Source organism: Paraburkholderia flava, assembly GCF_004359985.1.
Lineage (GTDB): Bacteria > Pseudomonadota > Gammaproteobacteria > Burkholderiales > Burkholderiaceae > Paraburkholderia > Paraburkholderia flava.
The window spans coordinates 362,721-387,850 of record NZ_SMRO01000002.1; the positions used below are offsets into that span (position 1 = coordinate 362,721).

General features: G+C 64.1%; 17 protein-coding genes and 1 pseudogene. 5 read left to right on the top strand and 13 right to left on the bottom strand.

Annotated elements, in window-relative coordinates:
- Positions 1-91: 91 nt before the first annotated feature.
- Positions 92-1,486 (top strand): CoA transferase, encoded by a 1,395-nt coding sequence (locus tag E1748_RS12990; RefSeq protein WP_133647646.1) that lies wholly within the window; start codon positions 92-94, stop codon positions 1,484-1,486.
- 102 nt (positions 1,487-1,588) lie between these two features.
- Here E1748_RS12990 and E1748_RS12995 read toward each other — a convergent pair whose 3' ends face one another.
- A complete protein-coding gene (locus E1748_RS12995; protein ID WP_133647647.1) occupies positions 1,589-2,335 on the bottom strand; it encodes a GntR family transcriptional regulator in 747 nt (248 codons plus the stop codon).
- Between the two features lie 186 nt (positions 2,336-2,521).
- Between E1748_RS12995 and E1748_RS13000 the strand changes: the two genes are divergently transcribed.
- Complete coding sequence (locus E1748_RS13000; RefSeq protein ID WP_133647648.1) at positions 2,522-3,370, top strand: aldo/keto reductase; 849 nt, start codon at positions 2,522-2,524, stop codon at positions 3,368-3,370.
- A gap of 24 nt (positions 3,371-3,394) precedes the next feature.
- Here E1748_RS13000 and E1748_RS13005 read toward each other — a convergent pair whose 3' ends face one another.
- From E1748_RS13005 to E1748_RS13060, 12 genes are all read right to left on the bottom strand, one after another.
- The gene (locus E1748_RS13005) at positions 3,395-3,868 is read right to left on the bottom strand and encodes a hypothetical protein (RefSeq protein ID WP_133647649.1); all 474 of its coding nucleotides are present in this window, start codon (positions 3,866-3,868) and stop codon (positions 3,395-3,397) included.
- Positions 3,869-4,213: 345 nt separating this feature from the next.
- Positions 4,214-5,065 (bottom strand): hypothetical protein, encoded by an 852-nt coding sequence (locus tag E1748_RS31465; RefSeq protein WP_166653558.1) that lies wholly within the window; start codon positions 5,063-5,065, stop codon positions 4,214-4,216.
- Positions 5,066-5,506: 441 nt separating this feature from the next.
- On the bottom strand, positions 5,507-7,600 hold the full coding sequence (locus tag E1748_RS13015) for an ABC transporter ATP-binding protein (protein ID WP_133647650.1): 2,094 nt from the start codon (positions 7,598-7,600) through the stop codon (positions 5,507-5,509).
- Entirely contained in the window at positions 7,597-8,466 is an 870-nt protein-coding gene (locus E1748_RS13020) for an ABC transporter permease (RefSeq protein WP_133647651.1), read from the bottom strand. Before E1748_RS13020 ends, E1748_RS13015 begins: the two co-directional genes overlap by 4 nt.
- Positions 8,463-9,473, bottom strand: coding sequence for an ABC transporter permease (locus tag E1748_RS13025; protein WP_133647652.1), 1,011 nt, complete (start codon positions 9,471-9,473; stop codon positions 8,463-8,465). Before E1748_RS13025 ends, E1748_RS13020 begins: the two co-directional genes overlap by 4 nt.
- A 42-nt stretch (positions 9,474-9,515) precedes the next feature.
- Positions 9,516-11,189, bottom strand: a complete 1,674-nt coding sequence (locus tag E1748_RS13030) for an ABC transporter substrate-binding protein (RefSeq protein ID WP_133647653.1) — start codon at positions 11,187-11,189, stop codon at positions 9,516-9,518.
- Between the two features lie 296 nt (positions 11,190-11,485).
- On the bottom strand, positions 11,486-12,547 hold the full coding sequence (locus E1748_RS13035) for a HoxN/HupN/NixA family nickel/cobalt transporter (protein ID WP_133647654.1): 1,062 nt from the start codon (positions 12,545-12,547) through the stop codon (positions 11,486-11,488).
- A 34-nt stretch (positions 12,548-12,581) separates the two neighbouring features.
- Positions 12,582-13,097 (bottom strand): cupin domain-containing protein, encoded by a 516-nt coding sequence (locus E1748_RS13040; RefSeq protein ID WP_133647655.1) that lies wholly within the window; start codon positions 13,095-13,097, stop codon positions 12,582-12,584.
- 181 nt (positions 13,098-13,278) lie between these two features.
- Positions 13,279-15,381, bottom strand: a complete 2,103-nt coding sequence (fusA, locus tag E1748_RS13045; RefSeq protein ID WP_133647656.1) for an elongation factor G — start codon at positions 15,379-15,381, stop codon at positions 13,279-13,281.
- A 298-nt stretch (positions 15,382-15,679) separates the two neighbouring features.
- Entirely contained in the window at positions 15,680-16,189 is a 510-nt protein-coding gene (locus E1748_RS13050; RefSeq protein WP_133647657.1) for a DUF192 domain-containing protein, read from the bottom strand.
- A 146-nt stretch (positions 16,190-16,335) separates the two neighbouring features.
- Positions 16,336-16,539, bottom strand: a complete 204-nt coding sequence (locus E1748_RS13055; RefSeq protein ID WP_133647658.1) for a hypothetical protein — start codon at positions 16,537-16,539, stop codon at positions 16,336-16,338.
- 385 nt (positions 16,540-16,924) lie between these two features.
- Entirely contained in the window at positions 16,925-17,494 is a 570-nt protein-coding gene (locus E1748_RS13060) for a pseudouridine synthase (protein ID WP_133647659.1), read from the bottom strand.
- Positions 17,495-17,806: 312 nt separating this feature from the next.
- Between E1748_RS13060 and icd the strand changes: the two genes are divergently transcribed.
- The 3 genes and pseudogenes from icd to E1748_RS13075 form a co-directional block, all read left to right on the top strand.
- The gene (gene icd, locus E1748_RS13065) at positions 17,807-19,063 is read left to right on the top strand and encodes an NADP-dependent isocitrate dehydrogenase (protein WP_133647660.1); all 1,257 of its coding nucleotides are present in this window, start codon (positions 17,807-17,809) and stop codon (positions 19,061-19,063) included.
- Between the two features lie 511 nt (positions 19,064-19,574).
- Positions 19,575-22,493 (top strand): GH92 family glycosyl hydrolase, encoded by a 2,919-nt coding sequence (locus tag E1748_RS13070; protein WP_133649345.1) that lies wholly within the window; start codon positions 19,575-19,577, stop codon positions 22,491-22,493.
- A gap of 242 nt (positions 22,494-22,735) precedes the next feature.
- Positions 22,736-25,102, top strand: a pseudogene (locus E1748_RS13075) (GH92 family glycosyl hydrolase); the annotation flags it as partial.
- Between the last annotated feature and the right edge of the window lie 28 nt (positions 25,103-25,130).

Consider the following 25,130-nt stretch of genomic DNA (forward strand, 5'->3'; position numbering starts at 1 on the left):
ATCTTAATCAAGATTGATCGAGATGGCGCGGAATTCTAGACTCGGAGCCGTTCTCTTATCTCGTACTGCTCTTGCTGATGGGATGCCAGCCATGACACCTCTCCTTGCTCTCGATCATCTATGGACCGCCGCCGCATGCGACCCGGCGACACTCGATACCGTGTCCATCTCAGGCGACGATCCCGCGTTGCCGTCGGTGTATCGCGTCGGCACGCTGGCCGCCGCGACGATTGCCGCGACCGGGCTCGCCGCCGCCGAATGCCTGCGCTTGCGCACCGGTCGCCGGCAGCGCGTAGAGGTCGACATGCGTCGTGCGCTCGCCGCGTTTCGCAGCGAGCGTTATCTGCGCGTGAACGATGGACCGCCGCCTGCGCTGCGCGATCCGGTGATGGGTTTCTATGCAACGCGCGACGGCCGCTGGATTCAGCTGCACACGAATTTTCCGCATCATCTGCAGGGCGTGTTGAACGTGCTCGGCTGCGCGAACGATCGCACGGCGGTGGCCGATGCGATTCGCGGCTGGGACGGTGCGGCGCTCGATCAGACGCTCGCCGATGCAGGTCTGTGCGCGGCGCTGATCCGCTCACCACGCGAGTGGGCCGCGCTCGATCAGGCGAAGGCGATCGCGAATCTGCCGCTCTTCGAGATCGAGCGGATTGGTGATGCACCGGCGGAGCCGCCGGGCCGAAGCGGCCTCGACCGGCCGCTCGCGGGTGTGCGCGTGCTCGACCTGTCGCGGATCATCGCGGGACCGGTGGCGGGGCGCGCACTCGCGCAGCATGGTGCGCAGGTGCTGTTGATCAACGGTCCGCATCTGCCGAACATCGCGCCGCTCGTGATCGATCTCGGGCGCGGCAAGCGCTCGGCCACGCTCGATCTGCGCGACGAGGCGCCGCGTGCGCAGTTGCGTGAACTCGCCACCGATGCTGACGTGTTTCTGCAGGCGTATCGTCCGGGCGCGTTGTCGGCGCGTGGCTTCGGACCCGACGAGCTGGCGCGGCTGCGGCCGGGGATCGTCTATGTGTCGGTGTGCGCGTATGGGCATACCGGGCCGTGGGCCGGGCGGCGTGGGTTCGACAGTCTCGTGCAGTCCGCGAGCGGCATCGCGTGGACCGAGAGTCGCGCGGCGGGAACCGATGCGCCGAAGCATCTGCCGTGTCAGGCGCTCGATCACGCGACCGGCTATCTGGCCGCGTTCGGCGCGATGGTCGCGCTCGCTCGACGCGCGACCGAAGGCGGTAGCTGGCACGTGCGCGTGTCGCTTGCGCAGACGGGACGCTGGTTGCAGTCGATGGGGCAGATCGAGGACGGCTGGCGCGCGCCCGAGGTCACGCTCGACGATGTCGCGGACTGTGTCGAAACCGTCGAGTCGCCGTTCGGCCGCGTGCTCGGCACGCAGCCGGCCGAACGGCTGACGGAAACGCCCCCGTTCTTCGCGCGGCCGCCGGTGCCGGTGGGGTACGACGATGCGCGTTGGGAGGATTGACGTGCTACTTCGGGCGGCGCGTCGCTTCGAGCACCGCATCGCTTCAAGTATCGCATCGCTTCGAGCGCGGCTTTGCTTCAAGCACCGCGTCGCCTCAATCCCCTACTTCCGCAACTCCGCAACAAAGTCGTAGTAATCGTTCCGGCAATACGTATCGGTGAGTTCGATCGCGCGCTGATCGGCGGTATAGCCGACTCGCGTGATCAGCAGCAGCGCTTCGTTCTGCGCGATGCTCATCTGCTGCGCGATCTCCTCGTTCGCGTTGACCGCGCGAAAGTGCTGCAGCGCGCGCACGATCGACAGCCCGCGCTGTTCGAGATAGCTGTACAGCGAATCGCCGATCGACTGCGGATCGGGAATCAGCGAAGCAGGGAAGGTCGAGTTCTCGACCGCCATCACGATGCCGTCGGCGAGCCGCAGACGGCGCAACCGCGTCACAGCCGCGGCCGGCGACAACCCCAGTTGAATCACTTCATCGCGGTTAGCCGGCAGGATTTCACGCGACAGCCATTGCGAACTCGGTGTGAAGCCACGGCGGCGCAGCATTTCACTGAAACTCGACAGCCGCGACAGCGGATCTTCGTAGCGCGGCGTGATGAAGCTGCCCGCGCCTTGCGTCCGACGAATCAGCCCTTGCTCGACCAGCAGCGCAATCGCCTTGCGCGCGGTGATGCGCGATACGCCGAGCGCTTCCGACAGCACACGCTCCGAAGGCAGCGCCTCGCCCGCGTTCCAGCGGTTTTCGTGAATCGCATGGCCGAGCTTGCGCGCGAGTTGCAGATACAGCGGCGTATCGCTTTCCGGGTCCGGGCGCAGGTCGCGCCAGCGGTCTTCCGAGGCAGAGTTCATAAGACGCACGTAGAAGGGCAAGCGGCAATTCTATGACATCGGCGCGTCCCGTTATAGCGGGCTTTTGTGTGCGACCCGCTCGCGCACCGGACGAGCGGCTACACTGAACCGGTGAACGATGGCTGCGGTCTCGCGTCAAGCGAGACAGACGGAACCGCAACCGCACCGTTATCAACCGGAGACGACATGACGACGACCGAGCTACCCAGCGTCGCGCTGCCCGACGGCGAGCGCATTCCGAAGCTGGGGCAGGGCACGTGGGAAATGGGCGAGCGCCGCGCACAGCGCGCAGCGGAAATCGCGGCGTTGCGCGCGGGCATCGAGCTGGGCATGACGCTGATCGATACCGCTGAGATGTACGGCGACGGCGCGACCGAATCGCTGCTCGGCGAAGCGCTCGACGGGTTGCGCGACCAGGTGTTTCTCGTCAGCAAGGTGTATCCGCACAACGCGGGCAAACGCGGCGTGCAGGCGGCGTGCGAGCAGAGCCTGAAGCGTTTGAAGACCGATCGGCTCGATCTGTATCTGCTGCACTGGCGCGGGTCGATTCCGCTGGAGGAGACCGTCGCGGGCTTCGAGGCGCTGCGTCGCGACGGCAAGATCCGTCACTGGGGCGTGAGCAATTTCGACACCGACGATATGGAAGAACTGGTCAGCGTGCCCGACGGCGAGCGCTGCGCGACCAATCAGATTCTCTATAACGTCGCGCGTCGCGGAGCGGAGTTCGATCTGCTGCCGTGGCTCGCGGAGCGCAGCATCCCGGCGATGGCGTACAGCCCGGTCGATCATGCACGGCTGCCGAAGCGCTCGCCGCTCGACGACATCGCCGATGCACGCGGCGTCTCGGTGTTTCAGGTCGCGCTCGCGTGGGTGCTGCAACAGCCCGGCGTGTTCGCGATTCCGAAGTCAGGGCAGATCGATCACGTGCGCGACAACCATCGCGCACTCGAGCTGCGGCTCGATGCCAGCGAGTGCGCGCGAATCGATGCGCACTTCAGACCGCCGCGCAGCAAACGGCCGCTCGAAATGCTGTGAGCGGTCGCTTGCGGTACGACGTGGTTAGCTGCATGCGTGGTGCATGTGCACGGAGCCGAGCACCGCGACTTCGGCGGGCGTGCGTTTCAGCGAGTCTTCGCTGACCTGGCCCGCGTCGGTGACGAACTCGTCGACGATCGACGACACCGACGTGCCATGCAGACACAGCGATACGCGCTGCGTTTCATTGGCCGGCAGCGACGCACGCTGACCGAGGAACAGCACACCGTATTGATACCCATGGATGATGCCGCGAATCGCGCCGACACATTGACCGTGCGCGGCGTTGTCCTGCTGGCGGCACAACTGCGCAAGCGACCACGCGGAGAAGCTGGGATCGACGGGCGGGGCGGCTGAATCAGCCTGCGCCGTAGTCGCTTGTGCCTGGGGTTGCGCCGCAGTTTGCGCAGTAGCGAGCGATGGCGCGAGCGCAACGGCTGTAGCCATCAGCAGCGCGGCAATCGCGCGCGACGAAGCGAGGGGGACGTTTCTGTGCATGTGTGGTGTCCTCATATCGATCGTTGAATCTCGTATGAGGCGCGCGACGCGGTTTGGTTCCTGCCGGTCTGATGCGGATGCCGCGATGCGTGTGCTGTAGTGCAGTGCGCGTTGCATCTGCACCGCCGATTGTCTCTGCTACTGCTCAAGAGGGAAGGGCCGTGGACGGCCGGCGGTGCGCGCGCCGGCCGTCGCTATCGTTTCCGATTCGTGCCCGGGGGTCCCGGCCCCCGGCGGTGACGTTGGACCGGGGGATCGCAACGTCACCGCCGACGCTGGCCGGGAGGGCCGCGTTCTGCCGAGATTTCGTCGTGGTGGACGGCGCGGGGGCGCCGTCGCGAGGATCTAATGTCCGTTGCCACCACCGTTGCCGCCGTTGCCTCCGCCGGAGCCGCCGCCATGACCCCCACCGAAGCCGCCGCCTTTGCCGAAACCTCCGCCGAAGCCGCCGCCCATCCCACCAAAACCGCCCTTGCCACTGCCGAATCCGCCGCCGAAACCTCCACCAAAACCGCCGCCGCTGGGGCCGCCGCTCGGACCGCCGCTACTGCCGCATCCGCAGCCGCTGCTACCACCACCGCCGGTGCCGCCACCGCCACCGGTGCTACCGCCGCCACCAGTGCTACCGCCGCCACCAGTGCTACCGCCGCCACCAGTGCTACCACCGCCGCCACTGCTACCGCCGCCACCGCTGCTACCACCACCGCTGCTACCGCCACCACCGCTGCTACTGCCACCTCCGCCGCTGCTACCACCACCGTTCCCGCTTCCACCGCCGCTGCTCGAACTGCCGCTCGAGCTACCGGCTCCCGCGCCCGACGATCCCGACGACCCGCCGCCACGACCGCCGTTCGGCGTGCAGTCGCCGTTCTTGCCGGAGCACTCCTTCGGCGCGAAGACTGCAGCAGCGTCCGCATCGGCGGTAGTGATACCGGCCGATGCATCGGCAGCACCCGCACCTGCACCCGCACCTGCGCCCGCACCGTCGCTCTGTGCGATGACCGCGACCGGCGTGGCGCCGCTCGCCGGTAACGGCGCATCGGGCAACGAGACGGCGACGACCCACTTCGAGAGCGCGTCGTCGGCAGGCGCACTGTGTGCGCGGTGCGGTGTCAGCATGATTCCCGCAGCAATCGACAGCAATGCCGCACGTCTCATCATCCCGTAGCTGTACTGATTGAATGTTATGGTTCTCATCACATCTCTCCCCAACGACATGGCGCTCCTCGTCCGCGTCATCTCCATCGATTGCTCGGAGCCGGCCATGCAGCGCGTCACGGTGCGTGGGCTGCCCGGTTGTCCGGGCGCCCGCGTGCATGCCGCTACCGGCGCGCGCATGCCTTGCGGCATTGCTGCGGCAATTCACTGCCGCAGCGTGCGTCGTGCCGGTAGCGTGGACGGTGTCGTCAGCAGTCGATCCGCTGAACGGCGTCCGTCTCACGTGACCCCGTTGCCCAACCGTTACTTAGCGATAACCGTGCCATTCGGCGCGAAGCCGCGCGGCGCCTGACACGGGCAAACCGCGCGGCGCGCTGCACTGGAGAAATGCGTGGAAAACGTTTCGAACGTGAAACGCGGGTGACGCCGCGACGTTGCGACGTCGACGTCAGCCGAGACGTCAGCCGTGACGGCGGGCCGTTACGGCTCGCCGAGCTGGAGACGGCGCAGATCCGCGAGCGGGATATGGCAGCGGATGCGATGGCCGTCGCCGGCATCGACGAACGGCGGGTCCTGCTGTTCGCAGATCGCGCCGAGTTTGCGCGGACAGCGCGTGTGGAATACGCAGCCCGACGGCGGTGCGGCTGCGCTCGGCGGATCGCCGTCGAGGCGGATGCGCTGGTGTGCGTTCGCATCGTCGAGCGTCGGCACCGACGACAGCAGCGCTTCGGTGTACGGGTGATGCGGGCCGTCGAACACGGCAGCGGCTGGTCCGATCTCCAGCAGCCGACCGACGTACAGCACCGCGATGCGGTCCGACAGATACCGCACGACGTGCAGATCGTGCGAGATGAAGACATAGCTCACACCGCGTTCGCGCTGCAGATCGGCGAGCAGGTTGAGGATCGCGGCCTGCACGGAGACGTCGAGTGCCGACGTGGGTTCGTCGCAGACCACCACGCGCGGATCGCCGGCAAACGCGCGCGCGATCGCGACGCGCTGCTTCAGTCCGCCCGACAGTTGTCGCGTGCGTGCGCCGAGATAGCGGTCGGGCAGTCGCACCGCTGCCGTCAGCGCCGCGAGGCGTTCGTCGTGCGCGGGACCGCGCAACGCACCGAGCCGCGACAGCGCACGGCCGATCAGCCGTTTCACCGAATGCGAGCGGTTGAGCGCGGAGTCCGGATTCTGGAACACGATCTGCATCGACTTGACCTGCTCGTCGTTGCGGCCGCCGATGCGCGGCGACAGCGGCGCGCCGTCGAGTTCGAGCACGCTGCCTTCATCGGGCGACAGCAGGCCGAGCATCAGCTTCGCGAGCGTCGTCTTGCCACTGCCCGATTCGCCGACGAGCCCAAGTGTTTCGCCGGCGGCGAGATCGAGCGACACGTTATCGACTGCATGCAGCGCTGCGCCGCTGGCGTAAAAAGTCTTCGATACGTTTTCGGCGCGCAGCACGAGGGCGCGTTCCTTGCCGTTCGCAATGCCAGCAGCTGAAGCGACCGAAGCAACCGGCCCTTCCTTCACCGCCCGAGGCAAATCCGCCGCACGCTCGTGATAATGACAGCGCGACATCTGCTCGCCATGTGCCGACGCAACGCGATAGGGTGGCGGTGCGTCGCGGCGGCAACGATCGTCGGCGAGCCGGCAACGATCCGCGTAAATGCAGCCCTGCACAACCGAGCCCGGCGCCGGCAGATGACCGGCGATCGTGTCGAGCCGCGCGTCGTCCTTGCTGCGGCCCGTGTCGGGCAGGCAGCGCAGCAGGCCGACCGTGTACGGATGGCGCGGCGCGTCGAATACGTCGCGGGTCGCGCCTTCTTCAACCAGCTTGCCTGCATACAGCACGCCGACGCGCTCGCACATCCGGCCGATCACTGCGAGGTTGTGGCTGATGAACAGCACGGCGGTGCCGAATTCCTCGCGCAGCTGCGCGACGAGATCGAGCACTTCGGCCTCGACGGTCGCGTCGAGGCCGGTGGTCGGTTCGTCGAGGATCAGCAGTTCTGGGTTCGACGCGAGCGCCATCGCGATCACGACGCGCTGCTGCATGCCACCCGACAGCTGATGCGGATAGCTGTCCATCACGCGCTCGGGTGCGGCGATGCGCACGCGCTTCAACATCTCGAGCGTGCGTCGCAGCGCTTCCGCGCGCGTCGCGCCGGCGGCTTCGAACGCCTCGGCGACCTGGCGCGAGATGGTTAGCGACGGATTCAGCGCGCGCGACGGATCCTGATAGACCATCGAGATCGAACGAGCGCGCATCACGCGCAGCGCCTCCGATCCGAGCGATTGCACGTCCTGTCCCGCGATCGAAATCTTGCCGGCCTTCACCTTGCCGTTGCGCGGCAGATAGCGCAGCGCGGCCATTGCGACCGTCGATTTACCGCAACCCGATTCGCCGACGAGCCCATACGCTTCGCCGCGCCGGATGCGGAACGACACGTCCTGCAGCACCTCGCGGTCGCGTCCGCGAATCCGGTAGGTCACGGTGAGGCCGACGATCGTCAGCGCGTCGGTGCGATCGCTCTTCGACACGTCGAACGCGGGGAACGAGGCGGGCGGCGGGCCGTTCATCGGTCGAGCACTCCCTGCACGCTGTCGGCGATCAGATTCACGCCGACCACCAGCGACGCGATCGCGGCCGCGTCGAACACGACGGTCCACCATGCACCGCCTGCCATCAACGTGTACGACTCGGACAGCGCGAGCCCCCAGTCGGCGGAAGGCGGCTGGATGCCGAAGCCGAGAAACGACAGCGTCGCGACCGCGAAGATCGCGTAGCCGAGGCGCACGGTCGCTTCGACGATGATCGGCGGCAGCACGTTCGGCAGGATCTCCGCGAACATGATGTACGGCGCGCGCTCGCCGCGCAGCTGCGCGGCCGCGACGTAGTCGAGATGACGTTCGGCGAACACGGCGGCGCGCACGGTGCGCGCGGTGATCGGCGTGAACGTGATGCCGATCACGAGGATCACCGTGAAGTTCGATGCACCGACGGCCGCGAGCGCGAGCAGCGCGACGATCACGAGCGGCAGCGCGAGCACGGCGTCGATCGCGCGGCCGATCACGTTGTCGATCCAGCCTTCGAAGTAACCGACCACCAGCCCGAGCGCGGTGCCCGCAAGCGTGCCGAGCAGCGTCGCGAGCGGGGCGATCGTCAGGATGTCGCGTGCGCCCGCGATCACGCGCGAGAACACGTCGCGGCCGAGCTGGTCGGTGCCGAACCAGTGCGTGTGATCGGGCGGCATCAGCGAGTTCAGCGGATCGGACGCGTACGCGTCGAGGGGAGCGATCCACGGCCCGGCGACCGCGCACGCGATCCACCACAGCACGATCACCGCGCCGACGACGAACGTGGGCGAGCGCAGCAGCACGCGCAGCGTATCGATGCGCGAATCGTGCGGCCGGGGCGGCGACGTATCGGGGAGGATCGTGCTCATTCGGCGCTCCTCACACGCAGCCGCGGATTGAGCAGCACGTGCAGCGCATCGGCGACGAGGTTCGCGACCGTGTACACGATGCCGATGGTCAGCACGCCCGCTTCGAGCATCGGGAAGTCTTTCGCTTTCGCGGCGTTGTAGATCAGCGAGCCGATGCCCTGGTAGTGGAACAGCGTCTCGACGACGACGAGTCCGCCGATCATGTAGCCCAATTGCGTCGCGGCGACCGTGACGGTCGGCAGCAATGCGTTGCGCAGCACGTGACGCCAGATCACGATGCGCCTCGGCAGACCCTTTAGAACAGCAGTGCGCGTGTAGTCGGCATCGAGTGCTTCGACGGTGCCCGCGCGCGCCATCCGTGCGATATAGCCGAAGAACACGAACACGAGCGGCAGCACCGGCAGCACCAGATGTCTTAACTGTTCGAGCGCGCCGGCCTCGGGCGGGTACGACGCTTCGATCGGCAGCCAGCGCAGCCATACGCCGAAGATCAGGATCAGCACGATCGACGACACGAACTCGGGCACGACGGTCGCGGACAACCCCGCGATGCTGATCGTCCGATCGAGCCAGCGGCCCGCATTCATCGCAGCCCACACACCGCCCGCGATACCGAGCGGCACGACGACAACGAACGCGAGGAAACCGAGCTTCGCCGAATGCGCGAGCGCATCGCTGATAAACGGTCCGACCGGCTCACGGTACGCATACGAGAGTCCCATGTCGCCGCGCACGAAATGCGAGATCCAGTCGATGTATTGCGTGAACAGCGGACGGTCCGCGCCGAGCTGGTGATTCAGCGCGGCGACCGCGCGCGCATCGGCGAGCGGGCCGAGAATCGCGCGGCCGATATCGCCGGGCAGCAGCTGGCCGCCCGCGAACACGATCACCGACAGCAGCCACAGCGTGACGAGCGACAGCAGCGCGCGCGTCGCGAGAAAACGCGCGATGCGTCCCGCGTTGCTGCGCGCGACCCGGGCGACGGAAGACGAAACCGTAGTCGACATCGATGTTCCGGTAGTGACCTCGTGGCTCGCTGCGTCGAACGCTTACGCAAGCACCGCGCGATCGAAGTACAGCTGGGCGAGCGCCGTGAAGCGCATGCCGCGCAACGACGCACGCGCGGCGATCAACTGGTCGTAGAAAAACGGAATGATGACCGGCGTTTCGTCGAGCAGCAGCGTCTGGATTTCTCCGGCCACCTTTTTCTGCGACGCGATGTCGAGTGTGGCGACGAACTGTGCGACGAGCTTGTCGTACTGCGGATTACGGAAGTGCGCAGCATTCCATGTGCCTGAGCTTGTGAGCGGGGCGTTCAGGAACACGTTGGGCACGCCGCGATGGCCGTAGTCGGTGATGCCGAGCGGCGAGTCGAGCCAGTCCGACTTGCCGGGCGTACCCGCGCCGTAATAGAGCGACTGGCTTTCGACCTTGAGATTGATGCGCACGCCGATCGCCTTCGCCGCGTTCTGCACGACGACCGCGAGGTCGGGAATCTCCATGTACTTTTCGGTGGTGAGCGTGACGTCGAAGCCGTTCGCGACGCCGGCCTGCGCGAGCAGCTGCTTCGCCTTCGCGATGTCGATTTTCCGCTGCGGCACGCCCGCATCCGACGACGGAAACACCGGCGCAAACGGACTGTCGTTGCCGATCTGCGCCCTGCCACGGAAGAGGCCACGCACGATCACATCGCGATCGAGCGTCAGTGCGAGCGCCTGGCGCACGCGCTTGTCCTTGAACAGCGGATTGTCGTTGCGCATGTGAATCTGCCGATGCGCGCTCGACTTCACGCCCATCACCTGGAACTCGGGATTGTTCATGATGCCCGAGCCGCCCTGCACGGTGAACGTGCCCATCACGTCGGCCTGGTGTCCCTGCAGCGCGAGGATCTGCGCCTGCTCGTCCGCATAGAACGAAAACTGCACGCGCTGCGGCAATGCCTTTTCGCCCCAGTAGTCCGGATTGCGTACGAACGATGCGCCGACCTTCGGCTGATACTTCTCGAGTTTGAACGGACCCGTGCCGATGAAACTCTTCTCGTAGTTGCCCGCGTAGTTCGCGGGCAGGATCACGCCGTTGTAGTTATCCGACGACACGTAGTACGGGAAATTGCCGTTCGGTGCATCGAGATGAAACGCGACGGTATGCTCGTCGACGACCTTCGCACCGCCTTTCGACAGCACGCCCTTCAACACCGATAGCGCAGCCGAACCGGTTGCCGGATCGGCGAGGCGATCGAACGTTGCGACGACGTCCTTCGCGCTGAACAGCTGGCCGTCGTGGAACTTCACGTTGGGCCGCAGCTTGAAGGTCCAGACGTCGCCCTTGTCGTTCGGTTTCCACGACAGTGCGAGCGCGGGCTTCAACACGAGTTGCTGACCGTCGTCGTCGATCAGGAATTCGCCGGTCTGGTTCAGCAGCGCGAGACTGGCGGCGTCGGTGACGGTGAGCGGGTCGACTGCGCCTGCGGGTGTCAGATGTGCGACGCGGATCGTCGCGTTTGCACCGGCGGTACCTGCAGCACCCTGGGCGCGCGCGCTCGGCATGCCGAGCAGGCCGCCCGCTGCGAGCGACAGGCCAAGCACACTCGCATGGCGCAGCAGTTCGCGGCGCGACAGACGGCCTGCAACGAATTCGTCGATTGCGTGATTGCCGTGAGAGTCGGCGGTGCGGCGTGCTGCTTCGAGAGCGATGGTAAGGGAGCGGTCCGCGGGTGTCTTCATCGGGGGAGTATCCGTTCGGTTTTGGGGGAACGTCGCACGATGGCGGCGCGGCAAGGCGAGCGGTGCTGCGATGGCGGGCTGGGCGTTCAGTGTAAGCGATTGCCCGTCGATCCGGAACGCCTGCGGCGCACGAGACGTGTCGTCGCGACAACGCATTGCTGCGATGCCGCGCGCGATTCGTGCGGTTAGTGTGCCGCAGACATGCTGTCACTCAGCTGCCAATTCGCTGCCAGGCGAAGGCGATGCGACAGCCTCGCGTCGCGCGAAGTGTCGTGCGACGACGCTTTAGAAGCGGTTCAGTCGTTATCGTGGCGACGGTGGCCGCGGTGACGGTGTATGCGTGCGGCGAGCGTGACCGGCGCACGCCAGCGATGAAACAGCACCGAGCCGATCCAGCACGCCATGAACAACGCGACGATGCCGTAGCCGATCGCGCCGAAGCGCTCGTTGACCGCACCGATCGCATCCCACGCGCCGCCGCTCAGACCAAACTTGTCCGACAGTAGCCCCAATGCCTCGACGCCGCCAATCACGATCGCGACCAGCGCCGACACGAACGTGATGCTCGCGTTGTAGTAGAGCTTGCGCTTCGGGTCGTCCATTGCCCAGCCGTATGCGTGGACCATCAGCACGTTGTCGGTGGAATCGACGAGCGTCATGCCCGCCGTGAAGAGCGCGGGGAACACGAGGATCGAATACAGCGGCAGACCCTTGCCTGCTTCCGCTGCGGCGATCGCGAGCAGGCCGATTTCGGTCGCGGTGTCGAAGCCGAGACCGAACAGCACGCCGACCGGGTACATGTGCCAGCTTTTCGTGACGACGCGAAAGAGCGGCCGCAGTGCGCGCGACAGCAGACCCGCCGGCGCGGTTGCGGTTTCATCGTCGGCGAGCGGTTCGCCGCTGCGCTGCGCATGACGGTAGCGGCGCCACACATCGCGCAGGATCACGAGATTCACGCCGGCCAGCACAAGCAGAAACACGGCGGACACGATCGTGCCGATCGTCCCGCCGATCGCCTTGAACGCATCGAATCGATCGTGGAACTTGAGCGCGGTCAACGCGATGCCGACGGTGGCCGCGACGACGATCGTCGAGTGACCGAGCGAGAACGCGAGGCCGACACCGAGCGGTCGTTTGCCCGCCTGCATCAGCTTGCGCGTGACGGCATCGATCGCGGCGATGTGGTCCGCGTCGACCGCGTGGCGCAGACCGAAACCATACGCGAGCAGCGCGGTGCCGAGCAGCAGCGGATAGTGGCGGAACGCGACGAACGCCCACAGCCAGGCGGCGAGATTGGCGCCGATCAGCACGGCGTACAGCGTGACGAGGCGAGGGCGCAGCGCAGCGGTCGAGGTCATGACGTAGCGAAGAAACGATGGATGAACGAGTGCTTCAGTGTTCGTGCGGATGACGGTGAATCGGATCGACCCAGTGAACGGTCTGCGGCGATTCGACTGCATCGATGTCGAGATTCACGACGACCGCTTCGTTGTCGCTGCGCACGAGCACGCATTCGAGCGGCTCGTCGGTACTCGCGTTGATCTCCTGATGCGGGACGAACGGCGGCACGAAGATGAAGTCGCCGGGACCTGCCTCGGCAACGAATTCGAGGTGATCGCCCCAGCGCATCCGCGCGTGACCGCGCACGATGTAGATCACGCTTTCGAGCGCGCCGTGGTGATGGGCACCGGTCTTCGCATCCGGATGGATCGTCACGGTGCCGGCCCAGATTTTCTGCGCGCCGACGCGCGCTGCGTTGATCGCGGCCGCGCGGTTCATCCCCGGCGTCTGCGCGGTGTTGGTGTCCAGCTGATCGCCCTTGATGACCTTCACGCCGTGCTCGCGCCAGTCGACGGGTGCGGTGGGTTCATCGTCATGATGATGCGGATGGTCGTGATCGTGGCTCATGGTGTCTCCTTCTGCATGTGGCTTCCGGCGAGCTGCCCGGTGTCGTCAGGCATTTTTGCACGTTCAAAAAACGGATGGGTGGACGCGCGATACGAACCGCGTGGACGGGCGAAAAAAAGCCCGTTCACATGGAACGGGCTTTCGGGTGTTGCCGCGAGCCGCCTTAGCAGCGGCACACGTGTTACCGCTTCGCGTTGATCACCGCTTCGGCGACGTTGTTCGGCGTTTCGGCGTAGTGCTTGAACTCCATCGTGTACGTAGCGCGACCTTGCGTGGCCGAGCGCAGCGACGTCGAGTAACCGAACATCTCCGCAAGCGGCACTTCGGCGCGCACCAGCTTGCCACCACCGCCCGCGATGTCTTCCATGCCCTGCACGAGCCCGCGACGGCTCGACAGATCGCCCATCACGTTGCCCATGAAGTCTTCCGGCGTTTCCACTTCGACGGCCATCATCGGTTCGAGCAGCACGGGCTTCGCCTTGCGCATCGCTTCCTTGAACGCCATCGAGCCGGCCATCCGGAACGCGTTTTCATTCGAGTCGACGTCGTGGTACGAACCGAAGGTCAGCGTGACCTTCACGTCGACCACCGGATAGCCCGCGAGCACGCCGGCCTTCAGCGTTTCCGTGATGCCCTTGTCGACTGCCGGAATGTATTCGCGCGGAATCACGCCGCCCTTGATCGCGTCGACGAATTCGTAGCCCTTGCCTTGCTCCGCCGGCTCGAGCGTAATCACCGCGTGGCCATACTGGCCGCGCCCGCCCGACTGCTTGACGAACTTGCCTTCGACGTCCTCGACCTTGTTGCGCACCGTTTCGCGGTACGCCACCTGCGGCTTGCCGACAGTCGCCTCGACGCCGAACTCGCGCTTCATCCGGTCGACGAGAATTTCCAGATGCAGCTCGCCCATCCCGGAGATGATCGTCTGGCCGGATTCTTCGTCGGTCTGCACGCGGAACGACGGATCTTCCTGTGCGAGACGGTTCAACGCGATACCCATCTTTTCCTGGTCGACCTTGGTCTTCGGCTCGACGGCCTGCGAGATCACCGGCTCCGGGAAAATCATCTTTTCGAGGATGATCACGTGGTTCGGATCGCACAGCGTATCGCCGGTGGTCGCTTCCTTCAGGCCCACCGCCGCGGCGATATCGCCCGCGTAGACTTCCTTGATTTCCTTGCGCTCGTTCGCATGCATCTGCAGGATCCGGCCGAGGCGCTCTTTCTTTTCCTTGATCGCGTTGTAGACCGTGTCGCCCGAATTCACGACGCCCGAATACACGCGGAAGAAAATCAGCTGGCCGACGAACGGGTCCGTCATGATCTTGAACGCGAGCGCGGAGAACGGATCGCTGTCGGTCGGATGACGCTCGATCTCCTTGTCGTATTCGTCGTGACCGGTGATGGCGGGCACGTCGACCGGCGACGGCAGATAGTCGATCACCGCGTCGAGCATCGCCTGCACGCCCTTGTTCTTGAACGCGCTGCCGCACAGCATCGGCACGATTTCATTCGCGATGCAGCGCGTGCGGATGCCGTGCTTGATTTCGTCTTCGGTCAGCGTTTCGCCGCCCAGGTATTTTTCGAGCAGTGTCTCGTTCGCTTCGGCGGCGGCCTCGACCATCTTGTCGTGCCATTCCTTCGCGGTGGCTTCGAGTTCCGGCGGAATATCCCGGTACTCGAACTTGATGCCCTGGTTCTCGTCGTCCCAGTAGATCGCTTTCATCTTCACCAGATCGACGACGCCGTGGAAGTTTTCTTCCGCGCCGACCGGAATCTGGATCGGCACCGCGACGCCCTTCAGGCGGTCGCCGATCTGCCGCTGCACGCGGAAGAAGTCCGCACCGACGCGGTCCATCTTGTTGACGAACGCGATGCGCGGCACCTTGTACTTGTTCGCCTGACGCCACACCGTTTCCGACTGCGGCTGCACGCCGCCGACCGAGTCGTAGACCATGCACGCGCCGTCGAGCACGCGCATCGAACGCTCGACCTCGATCGTGAAGTCGACGTGACCCGGGGTGTCGATGATGTTGATGCGGTGTTCCGGGTAGTTGCCGGCCATGCCCTTCCAGAACGCGGTCGTAGCAGCGGACGTGATCGTGATGCCGCGCTCCTGCTCCTGCTCCATCCAGTCCATCGTCGCCGCACCGTCGTGAACTTCGCCGATCTTGTGAGTCACGCCGGTGTAGAACAGAATGCGTTCGGTGGTGGTGGTTTTGCCGGCATCGATGTGAGCACTGATACCAATGTTCCGGTAACGCTCGATGGGAGTCTTGCGGGGCACGTGAATCTCCTTGGAGTTGGGCGCGCCGATGGAAAAACGTCGAACGGCTGGATATGCCGTCCGGACGATCGGGGTGCTGCGGTACGAAGACTATAAGGATAGCGCCTGCGTCAGGCTTTTGCAGGATTCTTGCTGGGCGGGCAGTTTGGGACGATGACGGTGGCGGCGCGGCACGTGAATCGAACCTGTCCGGCGCGCCGGTCGGATGAATACGAAAAAGCCGGCATGCCGCCGGCTTTTCTGTTTCCGGTGCCGGGTGCGCATCGCCGTCGACCCATCGCGACGCGCGCTCTGGCGATCACTGCGGTGCGGGCAGCCCCTGAATCTTCGTCCCGGGTTTGATGCCCTTCGACGTGAACCAGCCCTTGCTCATCTCGAGCGCATAGACGCCGTTGTTGCGCGGGCAGTGGTTGTTCTCCGTCTCGGCCTGCATCTCGTCGATGTCGGTGACCGTGCCGTCGGCGCGCATGAAGGCGATCGACAGCGGGATCAGCGTGTTCTTCATCCAGAAGCAGTGCACCGCGTTTTCGTTGAAGACGAACAGCATGCCTTCGTTGGGCGCGAGCTGCGAACGATACATCAAGCCCTGTTCGCGATCGGCATCGTTGGCGGCGACGGCTGCGTCGATCACGAACATGCCGGCAGTAAGTTTCGCACGCGGGAAATCGCCGGGCTGCTTCGCGCCTGCGGGCATCTGCTGTGCGTGAGCGGTAACGGGCGCGGCAAACCAGGCCGACGATAAAGCAGCGAGGGGCAACATGATCGCAATCGCGACACGTGCCATCGACAAGCGCAGGGGAAATCGCACGACAACACTCCTTGCCTCGAAAATAACCCGCGCATGTTACGCGAGCGCGTCAAAAACAAAAAGGCAGATCGCCTTGCGGTGATCTGCCTTTCAACGCCGTAAGAACGGCAATACTGCTGGTTCTTGACTGCGTTTTACAAGCTAACTTATTCCGAAGCGCCCGAAGCTGCAGCAGCTGCTGCTGCCTTCTTGTGCGACTTCTTTGCGTGATGCTTCGTAGCCTTCGTGGCCTTCTTGGCCGACGAAGCAGCAGCAGCCGGAGCAGCCGAAGCAGCGACCGGAGCCGAAGCTTGTGCGAAAGCAGCCGTTGCGAACAGGCCAGCGACCAGAGCGGCGATCAGTTTGTTCATTTTGTAAATCCTCAGCTTGAGTTGCGGTTAATTAACCAGATGACCCGGTTCTTGAGTCATGCCGGTAAACGTGCCATCCACCTTTCGGTTGACAGACCCGTCGAAGAATTTTTCCGACGGGCACTGCTAGCGCTCGAACTATTCGTGCAGGCCGTTGGAGCGGCGTGCACAAAGGCTCTTATGGCTGAATGCCGGATAGCTTCGGTGGCATCTGCGTCGAATAACGCGTGAGTTCGGCACACGGTTGACGAAATTCTTTCGTGAAATTTCGGGATTGTTTATTCGCGTGTGATTGCGTTGACGTTGGCGTGTTCGTTTCGATAAGAAATACGTGCCGCCACAACGGGTTAGGCGTCGGATGGACGATTGTCCCGGGACGTCTGGATTACGCGATACCGTCCCACGGCGCATTCGCACGGAGGTCGATGCTTTCGCCGGGCTGCAGTCCGAGCGAAAAAATATCGAGTGCACCGACGCCGACACGCACGAGCCGCAGCGTCGGAAATCCGACCGCGGCCGTCATCCGCCTCACCTGGCGATTCTTGCCCTCGGTGATCGACAGTTCGATCCATGTGGTCGGAATCGCAGCGCGATAACGGATCGGCGGATTGCGTGGCCATAGCGTATCCGGCGGTGTGACGAAGGCGGCCTTGCACGGACGCGTCACGTAGTCGCCGAGATCGACGCCGCGTGCGAGCGCTGTGAGCGTCGACGGGTCCGGTGCGCCTTCCACCTGGGCCCAGTAGCGTTTGACGAGCTTGTGCCGGGGCTCGGCGATGCGTGCCTGCAATGCGCCGTCGTCGGTGAGCAGCAGTAGGCCCTCGCTGTCCGAATCGAGCCGGCCGGCCGGATAAACGCCGGGCACCTTGACCCAGTCCGCCAGCGACGCGCGCGTCTCGTGCGGCGAGAACTGGCAGATCGTGCCGAAAGGCTTGTTGAGGGCGAGCAGACGCATACGGATCGGTGGGTCGGGGAAGCCCCGGCTGGCGCGGGTTAGCCCGCGAGCGCGTTGGCAAATGGCGAGATATTAATGCATAATATGAAACAGCAAGTCTTTTGTCTTATATAAGACTTGGGAACCCGGGTACGACCGTCCATGCAAAAACGTCGTGTCCAGGTGCGGGCGTGCAGTCGTCGGCGTGGGCTAGAATAACGCCCTGGCCGCTTGCTGGCGCCCGGCACCGCGCGCAACGAGGCGCCCGGTTCCGCAGTTCATAGTCTGCTTTCCCCACAGCTTCCATCAGCACAGCTATCACTGGAGTCGACCATGCCGTATCAGCACATCAAGGTCCCGACCGGCGGAGACAAGATCACCGTCAATGCGGATTTCTCGCTCAACGTTTCCGACCAGCCGATCATCCCCTTCATCGAAGGCGACGGCACGGGCGCGGACATCACGCCGGTGATGATCAAGGTCGTCGATGCGGCGGTCGAGAAAGCGTACGCGGGCAAGAAGAAAATCCACTGGATGGAAGTCTATGCCGGCGAGAAGGCGACCAAGGTGTACGGTCCGGACGTGTGGCTGCCGGAAGAAACGCTCGAGGTCGTGAAGGAATACGTCGTGTCGATCAAGGGTCCGTTGACGACTCCGGTCGGCGGCGGCATCCGTTCGCTGAACGTCGCGCTGCGCCAGGAACTCGACCTGTACGTGTGTCTGCGTCCGGTGCAGTACTTCAAGGGCGTGCCTTCGCCGGTGCGTGAGCCGGAAAAGACCAACATGGTCATCTTCCGCGAGAACTCGGAAGACATCTACGCCGGTATCGAATGGGCGGCCGAGTCGGAGCAGGCGAAGAAGGTCATCAAGTTCTTCCGCGAAGAAATGGGCGTGAAGAAGATCCGCTTCCCGGAAACGTCGGCGATCGGCGTGAAGCCGGTGTCGCGCGAAGGTACGGAGCGTCTGGTGCGCAAGGCGATCCAGTACACGATCGACAACGACCGCCGCTCGCTGACGCTAGTTCACAAGGGCAACATCATGAAGTTCACGGAAGGTGCGTTCCGTGACTACGGTTATGAACTCGCGCAGAAGGAATTCGGCGCCGAGCTGATCGACGGCGGCCCGTGGATGAAGTTCAAGAACCCGCGCACGGGCAACGATATCGTCGTGAAGGACGTGATCGCCGACGCATTCCTGCAGCAGATCCTGCTGCGTCCGGCCGAATACGACGTGATCGCAACGCTGAACCTGAACGGCGACTACATCTCGGACGCACTGGCTGCGCAGGTCGGCGGCATCGGTATCGCGCCGGGTGCGAACCTGTCGGATTCCGTGGCGATGTTCGAAGCGACGCACGGCACGGCGCCGAAGTATGCGGGTAAGGACTATGTGAACCCGGGTTCGGAAATCCTGTCGGCGGAAATGATGCTGCGCCACCTCGGCTGGACCGAAGCGGCTGACGTCATCATCAAGTCGATGGAAAAGTCGATCCTGCAAAAGCGCGTCACGTACGACTTCGCACGCCTGATGGAAGGCGCGACGCAAGTGTCGTGCTCGGGCTTCGGTCAGGTGCTGATCGAAAACATGTAAAGCAGTTCGGAGCGATCCGATAAACCCCGGCAGACATATCGTGTCCGCCGGGGTTTTTCTTTTTAAGCGCGAATTTATTCGCGCGCGTTCTACGTCAATTCCGTATGCCGCGTGCGCTCCGCGATCCGCGTGAGTCTGTTCAGCCGCTGCCGCGCCTGTGCGATTCACGATCGCATGCATCGATACAAAAATACAAAACACGCAGCAGATCCCGGTGCCGCGTACCAATCGCAAGGGCATTCACCCCGTCGCGCTTCACTTCTATCTCATTAAGCGGAATGTGCCGTTTAGCGAATAAACTAAATTCGCAAACTTCGCTTGTTTAGCAAAACGAATAAACATAATGCGATAAGAATACATCGTTGACATTGGCAAATTACTCCGTCTAGACTGAGTTTAAATAGAATTCTTACACGCTTTTCACCACTAAATTGTTTAGGAAATCTACTAAACAAAGAATGAAAAGGAGACGGCAGTGAAAAGAAATCAGGAGATATTTGCGGCCCTGTTAATGCTCGGTGCATTGGCAGGATGCGGCGGCGACGTGCATTCGGGCAGCGGTCAGGCTGCGACGACGCCCGTGGTGACCGGCAGCGGATCCGCGCAGTCCGGATCGGCAGGCGGCAGCACGGGAAGCAGCAGCACCGGCGGTAGCAGCGGCAGCGGTACCGACACGGCACCGCCCGCCAACCTCGCGTTGACCCAGTACGTGAATCCGCTGATCGGCACGCTCGCGAGCAATTCGCCGAACCCGGTGCCTGCCGGACAGGCCGGCAGCGTAGTGCCGGCAGCGGGTCTGCCGTCGGGCATGGTGCAATGGGCACCGGACACGAACACCGGCACGGCACCGTCGAACAGCAAGGAGCCCGGCTCTCCCGCGGGCTACTACTACGACCTGTCGAACATCCAGGGCTTCAGCCTCACACACATGAGCGGCGCCGGCTGCTCGGGCAACGACGGCGAGTTCCCCGTCATGCCGACCACCGATGCGACCCAGCTCGCGCCTTCGTTCAAGCACACCAACGAACACGCGGCGGCCGGCTTCTACTCGGTCGTGCTGGACAGCGGCGTCAAGGTCGAACTCACCGCGACGCTGCGCACGGGCTTCGGACGCTTCACGTATCCGGCTGCGAAGCCGTCGATCGTCGTGCTCGACACCACGCACACCAACACGAATTCGCAGGTAGCTGGTTCGGTGACGAAAGTGGCCACCGACACGATCTCCGGCAGCACGACCGGCGGTGGCTTCTGCGGCAACTCGACTCAGGTGCCGGTCTACTTCTACGCGCAGTTCAGCCAGCCGTTCGATACGACGTCGTCGTTCAGCAACGGCCGCGCGGTGTTGAACTTCAAACCGGGCGCAACCGTGTTGATGAAGATCGGCATCTCGTACGTGAGCACCACAAACGCACAGGACAATCTCGCGAAAGAAAACTCCGCGTGGGATTTCGACGGCATCAAGACGCTCGCCGACAGCGCATGGAACTCGCGCCTGAACGCGATTCAGGTGACCGGCGGCACGCCTGATTCGATGACGAAGTTCTACACCGCGCTCTATCACGCGCTGTGGGCACCGAGCGTGTTCAGCGATGCAAACGGTCAGTACCAGGGGTTCGACAACACGGTTCATACCGTCGCATCGGGTCACGCGCAGTACACGAGCTTTTCGGGCTGGGACGTCTATCGCTCGCTGATTCCGTTGAAGGCGGTGTTGTTCCCTCAGGAAACCAGCGACATGATGCAGTCGCTCGTGAACGACGCCGATCAGTGCGGCGCGATTCCGCACTGGGTCAACGACAACGTCGAAGACGGCGTGATGCCGGGCGATGCAGGCTCGGCGATGGTCGCGGGAGGCTATGCGTTCGGCGCGACGGCGTTCGACGCGCAAGGCGCGCTGAAGCACATGATCAAGATGGCGAACATTCCTGGCACTGCATGCCAGCAATCCGGGATGACGAGCTACGGTGGTCTGAACGACTTCCTGGGCCAAGGTCATCTGGTGCCTGGCGACGGCGTGTGGGGCGGAGCGTCGACGAATCTCGAATACACGAGCAGCCATTTCGCGATCTCGAGCCTCGCTGGTGCACTCGGCAACACTGCGATCCAGAAGATGATGCTCAGCCGCTCGGCCTACTGGCAGTACGTGCTGAACACGTCGCTCGCAACACCGCTTCTCGCTGCACGAAACGGCGACGGCAGCTGGACCTCGGAGGACCCTTCGAGCACCGACAACTACGTCGAAGGCAACGCCGAACAGTACACATGGATGGTGCCGTTCGACCCCGCCGGCCTCTTCGGACAACTCGGCGGCAACAGCGTCGTCGTGCCGCGTCTGAACAACTTCTTCACCGTGCTCAACGCCGGCATGAGCCTGCCCAATTTCTACATGGGCAACGAGCCGACTTTCGAAGTGCCGTGGCTGTACAACTGGGCCGGTTCGCCGTCCGGTACGCAGAACGTCGTCCAGCAGATCATGAACACGGCATTCAGCACGCAGCCCGATGGCTTGCCCGGCAATGACGATCTCGGCGCTGTGTCGGGCTGGTATGTGTGGGGTGCGCTCGGGCTGTATCCGGAGATTCCGGCGGTCGGCGGTTTTGCGATCGGCAGTCCGCAGTTCCCGGCGATCGCGGTGCGTCTCGGCAACGGCAAGATGCTGAAGATTTCGGCACCCGATGCGCCCGCTTCGAACTACATCCAGAGCCTCACGGTGAACGGCACCGCGCAGACCAGCACGTGGCTGCCGCTCGCCGCGCTGAGCAACGGCGCGACGATGAACTTCACGATGGGTTCGGCGGCGTCGAGCTGGGGCACGGCAGCAAAGGACGCGCCGCCTTCGTTCGGCGTGCCGGTCGCGCTGAACGTCGCCGATGCGTTCAATAACCACGGCATCGCCACCGATGGCAGCGCAAACACCGACGGCACCGGCGCGGATTTCGACGGCGGTCTGTACGCGTACTCGTCGGCGGCGATGGCGGCGGCCGGCTGGAAAGCGGACCAGGCGTTCTCGTTCGACGGCGCGACCTTCACGGCGTCGGGCGGATCGATGCTCGATAACGCCGTCGCGGTCGGACAGACGATCACGCTGAGCCCCGCACAGCCCGGTAGCAATCTCGTCGTGCTGGGCGCTTCGAACAACGGGCCGAGCAGCGGCACCGCGCGTGTCAATTATTCGGACGGTACGTCGTCGACCTTCACGCTCGCATTCGACGACTGGACGCTCAACGGCGGCAGCAAGACCGCGAGCGCCGACATCGCGCTGACGATGCCGTATCGCGACACCGGCAGCGGCCAGAAGGACAACACGAAGACCTATGTGTTCGCGGTCAAGGTGCCGCTGACGGCGGGCAAGACCGTCGCCAGCGTGACGCTGCCCCGGCAGGTGAATACCGGAAAGATGCACGTGTTCGGGATGGCGGTTGGGACGTGATGGTGGCGTCGTCGGATCGCGTGCGGTCGCTCGTGGAATAGAGCGGCCGCGCGTGACGCCGCAGCAGTGGGTGAGTAACAGTGAGAAGTGCTAGGGAGAAGTCCGGCTGCTGTGATTGAGAGCAGACCGGACGGACAAAACAATGAGGTGGCGCGAGGAATGGGCGCCGCCGACCGCTGTGCATGGGACCAGAGTAAGCGCTAAAGCGCTAACTCTGGTCGACAGCTGGCCAGGAGACGAGGATGAAACCAATACGCACACTGATACTGCGCGTGTCCGCCGCCGCCATCACGGCGGCATTAATGAGCGCATGCGGAGGCGGCGTCGACAGCACGGCCATTCGCACCGGCAACGCCGTGAGTCCATCGATCGATACGCCGGCGAACAGCACAGCACCCGCGACCGGCGCGCCAGCGAGTGGCGCATCGTCGCCGGTGGTGGTCGCGAAGGATCTGCAACTGACCCAATACGTCGATCCATTGATCGGCACGCTCGCGAGCAACTCGCCGAACCCGGTGCCCGCGGGTCAGGCCGGCAGCGTGATACCTGCTGCGGGACTGCCTAACGGAATGGTGCAGTGGGCACCCGACACGAACACCACGCCAGCCCCGTCGACCAGCGCCGAACCCGGTTCGCCCGCCGGCTACTACTACGATCTGAAGACGATCAAGGGCTTCAGCCTGATGCATATGAGCGGCGCCGGCTGCGGCGGCAACGGCGGCGAATTCCCGGTGATGCCGAGGACCGACACCGGCAAGCTCCTGCCCGGCTTCAGTCACGACAACGAGCACGCGGCGCCGGGTTATTACTCGGTCAAGCTCGACAACGGCATCAAGGTCGAACTGACCGCGACGCTGCGTACTGGCTTCGGACGCTTCACGTACCCCGCTGGGCAACCGTCGATTCTCGTGCTCGACGCGACGAGCACCAACACGAAGTCGCACACGACCGGCACCGTGACGGGCATCTCCGCGAACGAACTGCAAGGCAGTACGACGAGCCAGGGTTTCTGCAATCACACCACGCCGGTCACCGTCTATTTCGATGCGGTGTTCGATCAGCCGTTCGATGCAGCGTCGCCGATTGAGAACGGCAAGGCCGAGTTGCATTTTGCACCCGGCGCAACGGTGCAGATGAAAATCGGCATCTCGTTTGTGAAGGACCATGCGAAGCTGAACCTGACCACCGAGACGAAAGATCTGAAGTGGGACTTCGACGCAACCCGCAAAGCCGCCGACGCAACATGGAACAGCCGCCTCAACGCAATTCAGGTGACAGGCGGCACCGACGACGACAAGAAGAAGTTCTACACCGCGCTGTATCACACGCAGTGGTCGCCGAGCGTGTTCAGCGATGTCGACGGCAGCTACATCGGCTTCGACCAGAAGACTCATAAGGTCGCCGCCGGCCACGCGCAATACACCAACTACTCCGGCTGGGACATCTACCGCTCGCTGATTCCGTTGAAGGCGCTGCTGTTCCCGCAGGAAACCAGCGACATGATGCAGTCGCTGATCAACGACGCCGACCAGTGCGGCGCGATTCCGCGCTGGGTCAACTACAACGTCGAGACCGGTGTGATGCCGGGCGATTCCGGTTCGTTGATGGTCGCGGGCGGGTACGCGTTCGGCGCGAAGGACTTCGATACGCAGGGCGCACTGAAACACATGATGACCGTCGCGAACGTGCCGGGCACTAAATGCCAGGGCGACACGACCGCCGAAGGACGCGGCAGCTACCTGAAGTATCACTACATGACAGAGGACGAAAATGGCTGGGGACCTGCGTCGTCCACACTCGAATACGCGAGCACTGACTTCGCGATGGCGCAGTTCGCCGGTGCGCTCGGCAATACGGCGTTCCAGACGACCGAACTGCAACGTTCCGGCTACTGGGCGAATCTGCTCAACACGTCCGCGACGCCGCCGCTGATCACGCCACGCGACGACAGCGGCAACTGGCTCTCGCCGGACAACAGCGCGTACGTCGAAGGCAACGCGGAGCAGTACACGTGGATGGTGCCGCACGACGTCGGCGGGCTGTTCGCGAAACTCGGCGGAAATGCGGTCGTCGTCGCGCGGCTCGACAAGTTCTTCTCGCAACTCAATGCGGGCACCACGCAGCCCAACTTCTACATGGGCAACGAACCGACCTTCACGGTGCCGTGGCTCTACAACTGGGCGGGTTCGCCATCGGGCACGCAGCGCGTCGTCCGCCAGATCATGACGACCGTCTTCAGCACGAAGCCCGATGGCCTGCCGGGAAACGACGATCTCGGCGCGGTGTCGGGATGGTACGTGTGGGGTGCGCTGGGGTTGTATCCGGAGATTCCGGGTGTCGGCGGGCTCGCGATCGGCAGTCCGCAGTTCGACTCGATTGCGGTGAGGCTCGGTAACGGCAAGACGTTGCAGATCGATGCGCCCGGCGCGTCGTCGACGTCGAACTATGTGCAGAGCCTGAGCATCGATGGTGCGGCTCACACGAGCACGTGGCTGTCGCTCGATGCACTGACGAACGGCGCGTCGATGAAATTCACGATGGGCACCGCGCCGTCGACGTGGGGCACGCAGGCTTCGGATGCGCCGCCTTCGTTTGCGGCTCCGGCTGCGTCGGGTTCGCAGTAGTCGCGGCACCGAC

Bases quoted from the DNA above. Each gene is read 5' to 3' on its own strand.
- E1748_RS13020 (WP_133647651.1), bottom strand. From the start codon at position 8,466: ATGAGCACGATCCTCCCCGATACGTCGCCGCCCCGGCCGCACGATTCG.
- E1748_RS13055 (WP_133647658.1), bottom strand. From the start codon at position 16,539: ATGAACAAACTGATCGCCGCTCTGGTCGCTGGCCTGTTCGCAACGGCT.
- E1748_RS12990 (WP_133647646.1), top strand. From the start codon at position 92: ATGACACCTCTCCTTGCTCTCGATCATCTATGGACCGCCGCCGCATGC.
- E1748_RS13005 (WP_133647649.1), bottom strand. From the start codon at position 3,868: ATGCACAGAAACGTCCCCCTCGCTTCGTCGCGCGCGATTGCCGCGCTG.
- E1748_RS13025 (WP_133647652.1), bottom strand. From the start codon at position 9,473: ATGTCGACTACGGTTTCGTCTTCCGTCGCCCGGGTCGCGCGCAGCAAC.
- icd (WP_133647660.1), top strand. From the start codon at position 17,807: ATGCCGTATCAGCACATCAAGGTCCCGACCGGCGGAGACAAGATCACC.
- E1748_RS13035 (WP_133647654.1), bottom strand. From the start codon at position 12,547: ATGACCTCGACCGCTGCGCTGCGCCCTCGCCTCGTCACGCTGTACGCC.
- E1748_RS13060 (WP_133647659.1), bottom strand. From the start codon at position 17,494: ATGCGTCTGCTCGCCCTCAACAAGCCTTTCGGCACGATCTGCCAGTTC.
- E1748_RS31465 (WP_166653558.1), bottom strand. From the start codon at position 5,065: ATGAGAACCATAACATTCAATCAGTACAGCTACGGGATGATGAGACGT.
- E1748_RS12995 (WP_133647647.1), bottom strand. From the start codon at position 2,335: ATGAACTCTGCCTCGGAAGACCGCTGGCGCGACCTGCGCCCGGACCCG.
- E1748_RS13000 (WP_133647648.1), top strand. From the start codon at position 2,522: ATGACGACGACCGAGCTACCCAGCGTCGCGCTGCCCGACGGCGAGCGC.
- E1748_RS13070 (WP_133649345.1), top strand. From the start codon at position 19,575: ATGCTCGGTGCATTGGCAGGATGCGGCGGCGACGTGCATTCGGGCAGC.
- E1748_RS13030 (WP_133647653.1), bottom strand. From the start codon at position 11,189: ATGAAGACACCCGCGGACCGCTCCCTTACCATCGCTCTCGAAGCAGCA.
- E1748_RS13040 (WP_133647655.1), bottom strand. From the start codon at position 13,097: ATGAGCCACGATCACGACCATCCGCATCATCATGACGATGAACCCACC.
- E1748_RS13015 (WP_133647650.1), bottom strand. From the start codon at position 7,600: ATGAACGGCCCGCCGCCCGCCTCGTTCCCCGCGTTCGACGTGTCGAAG.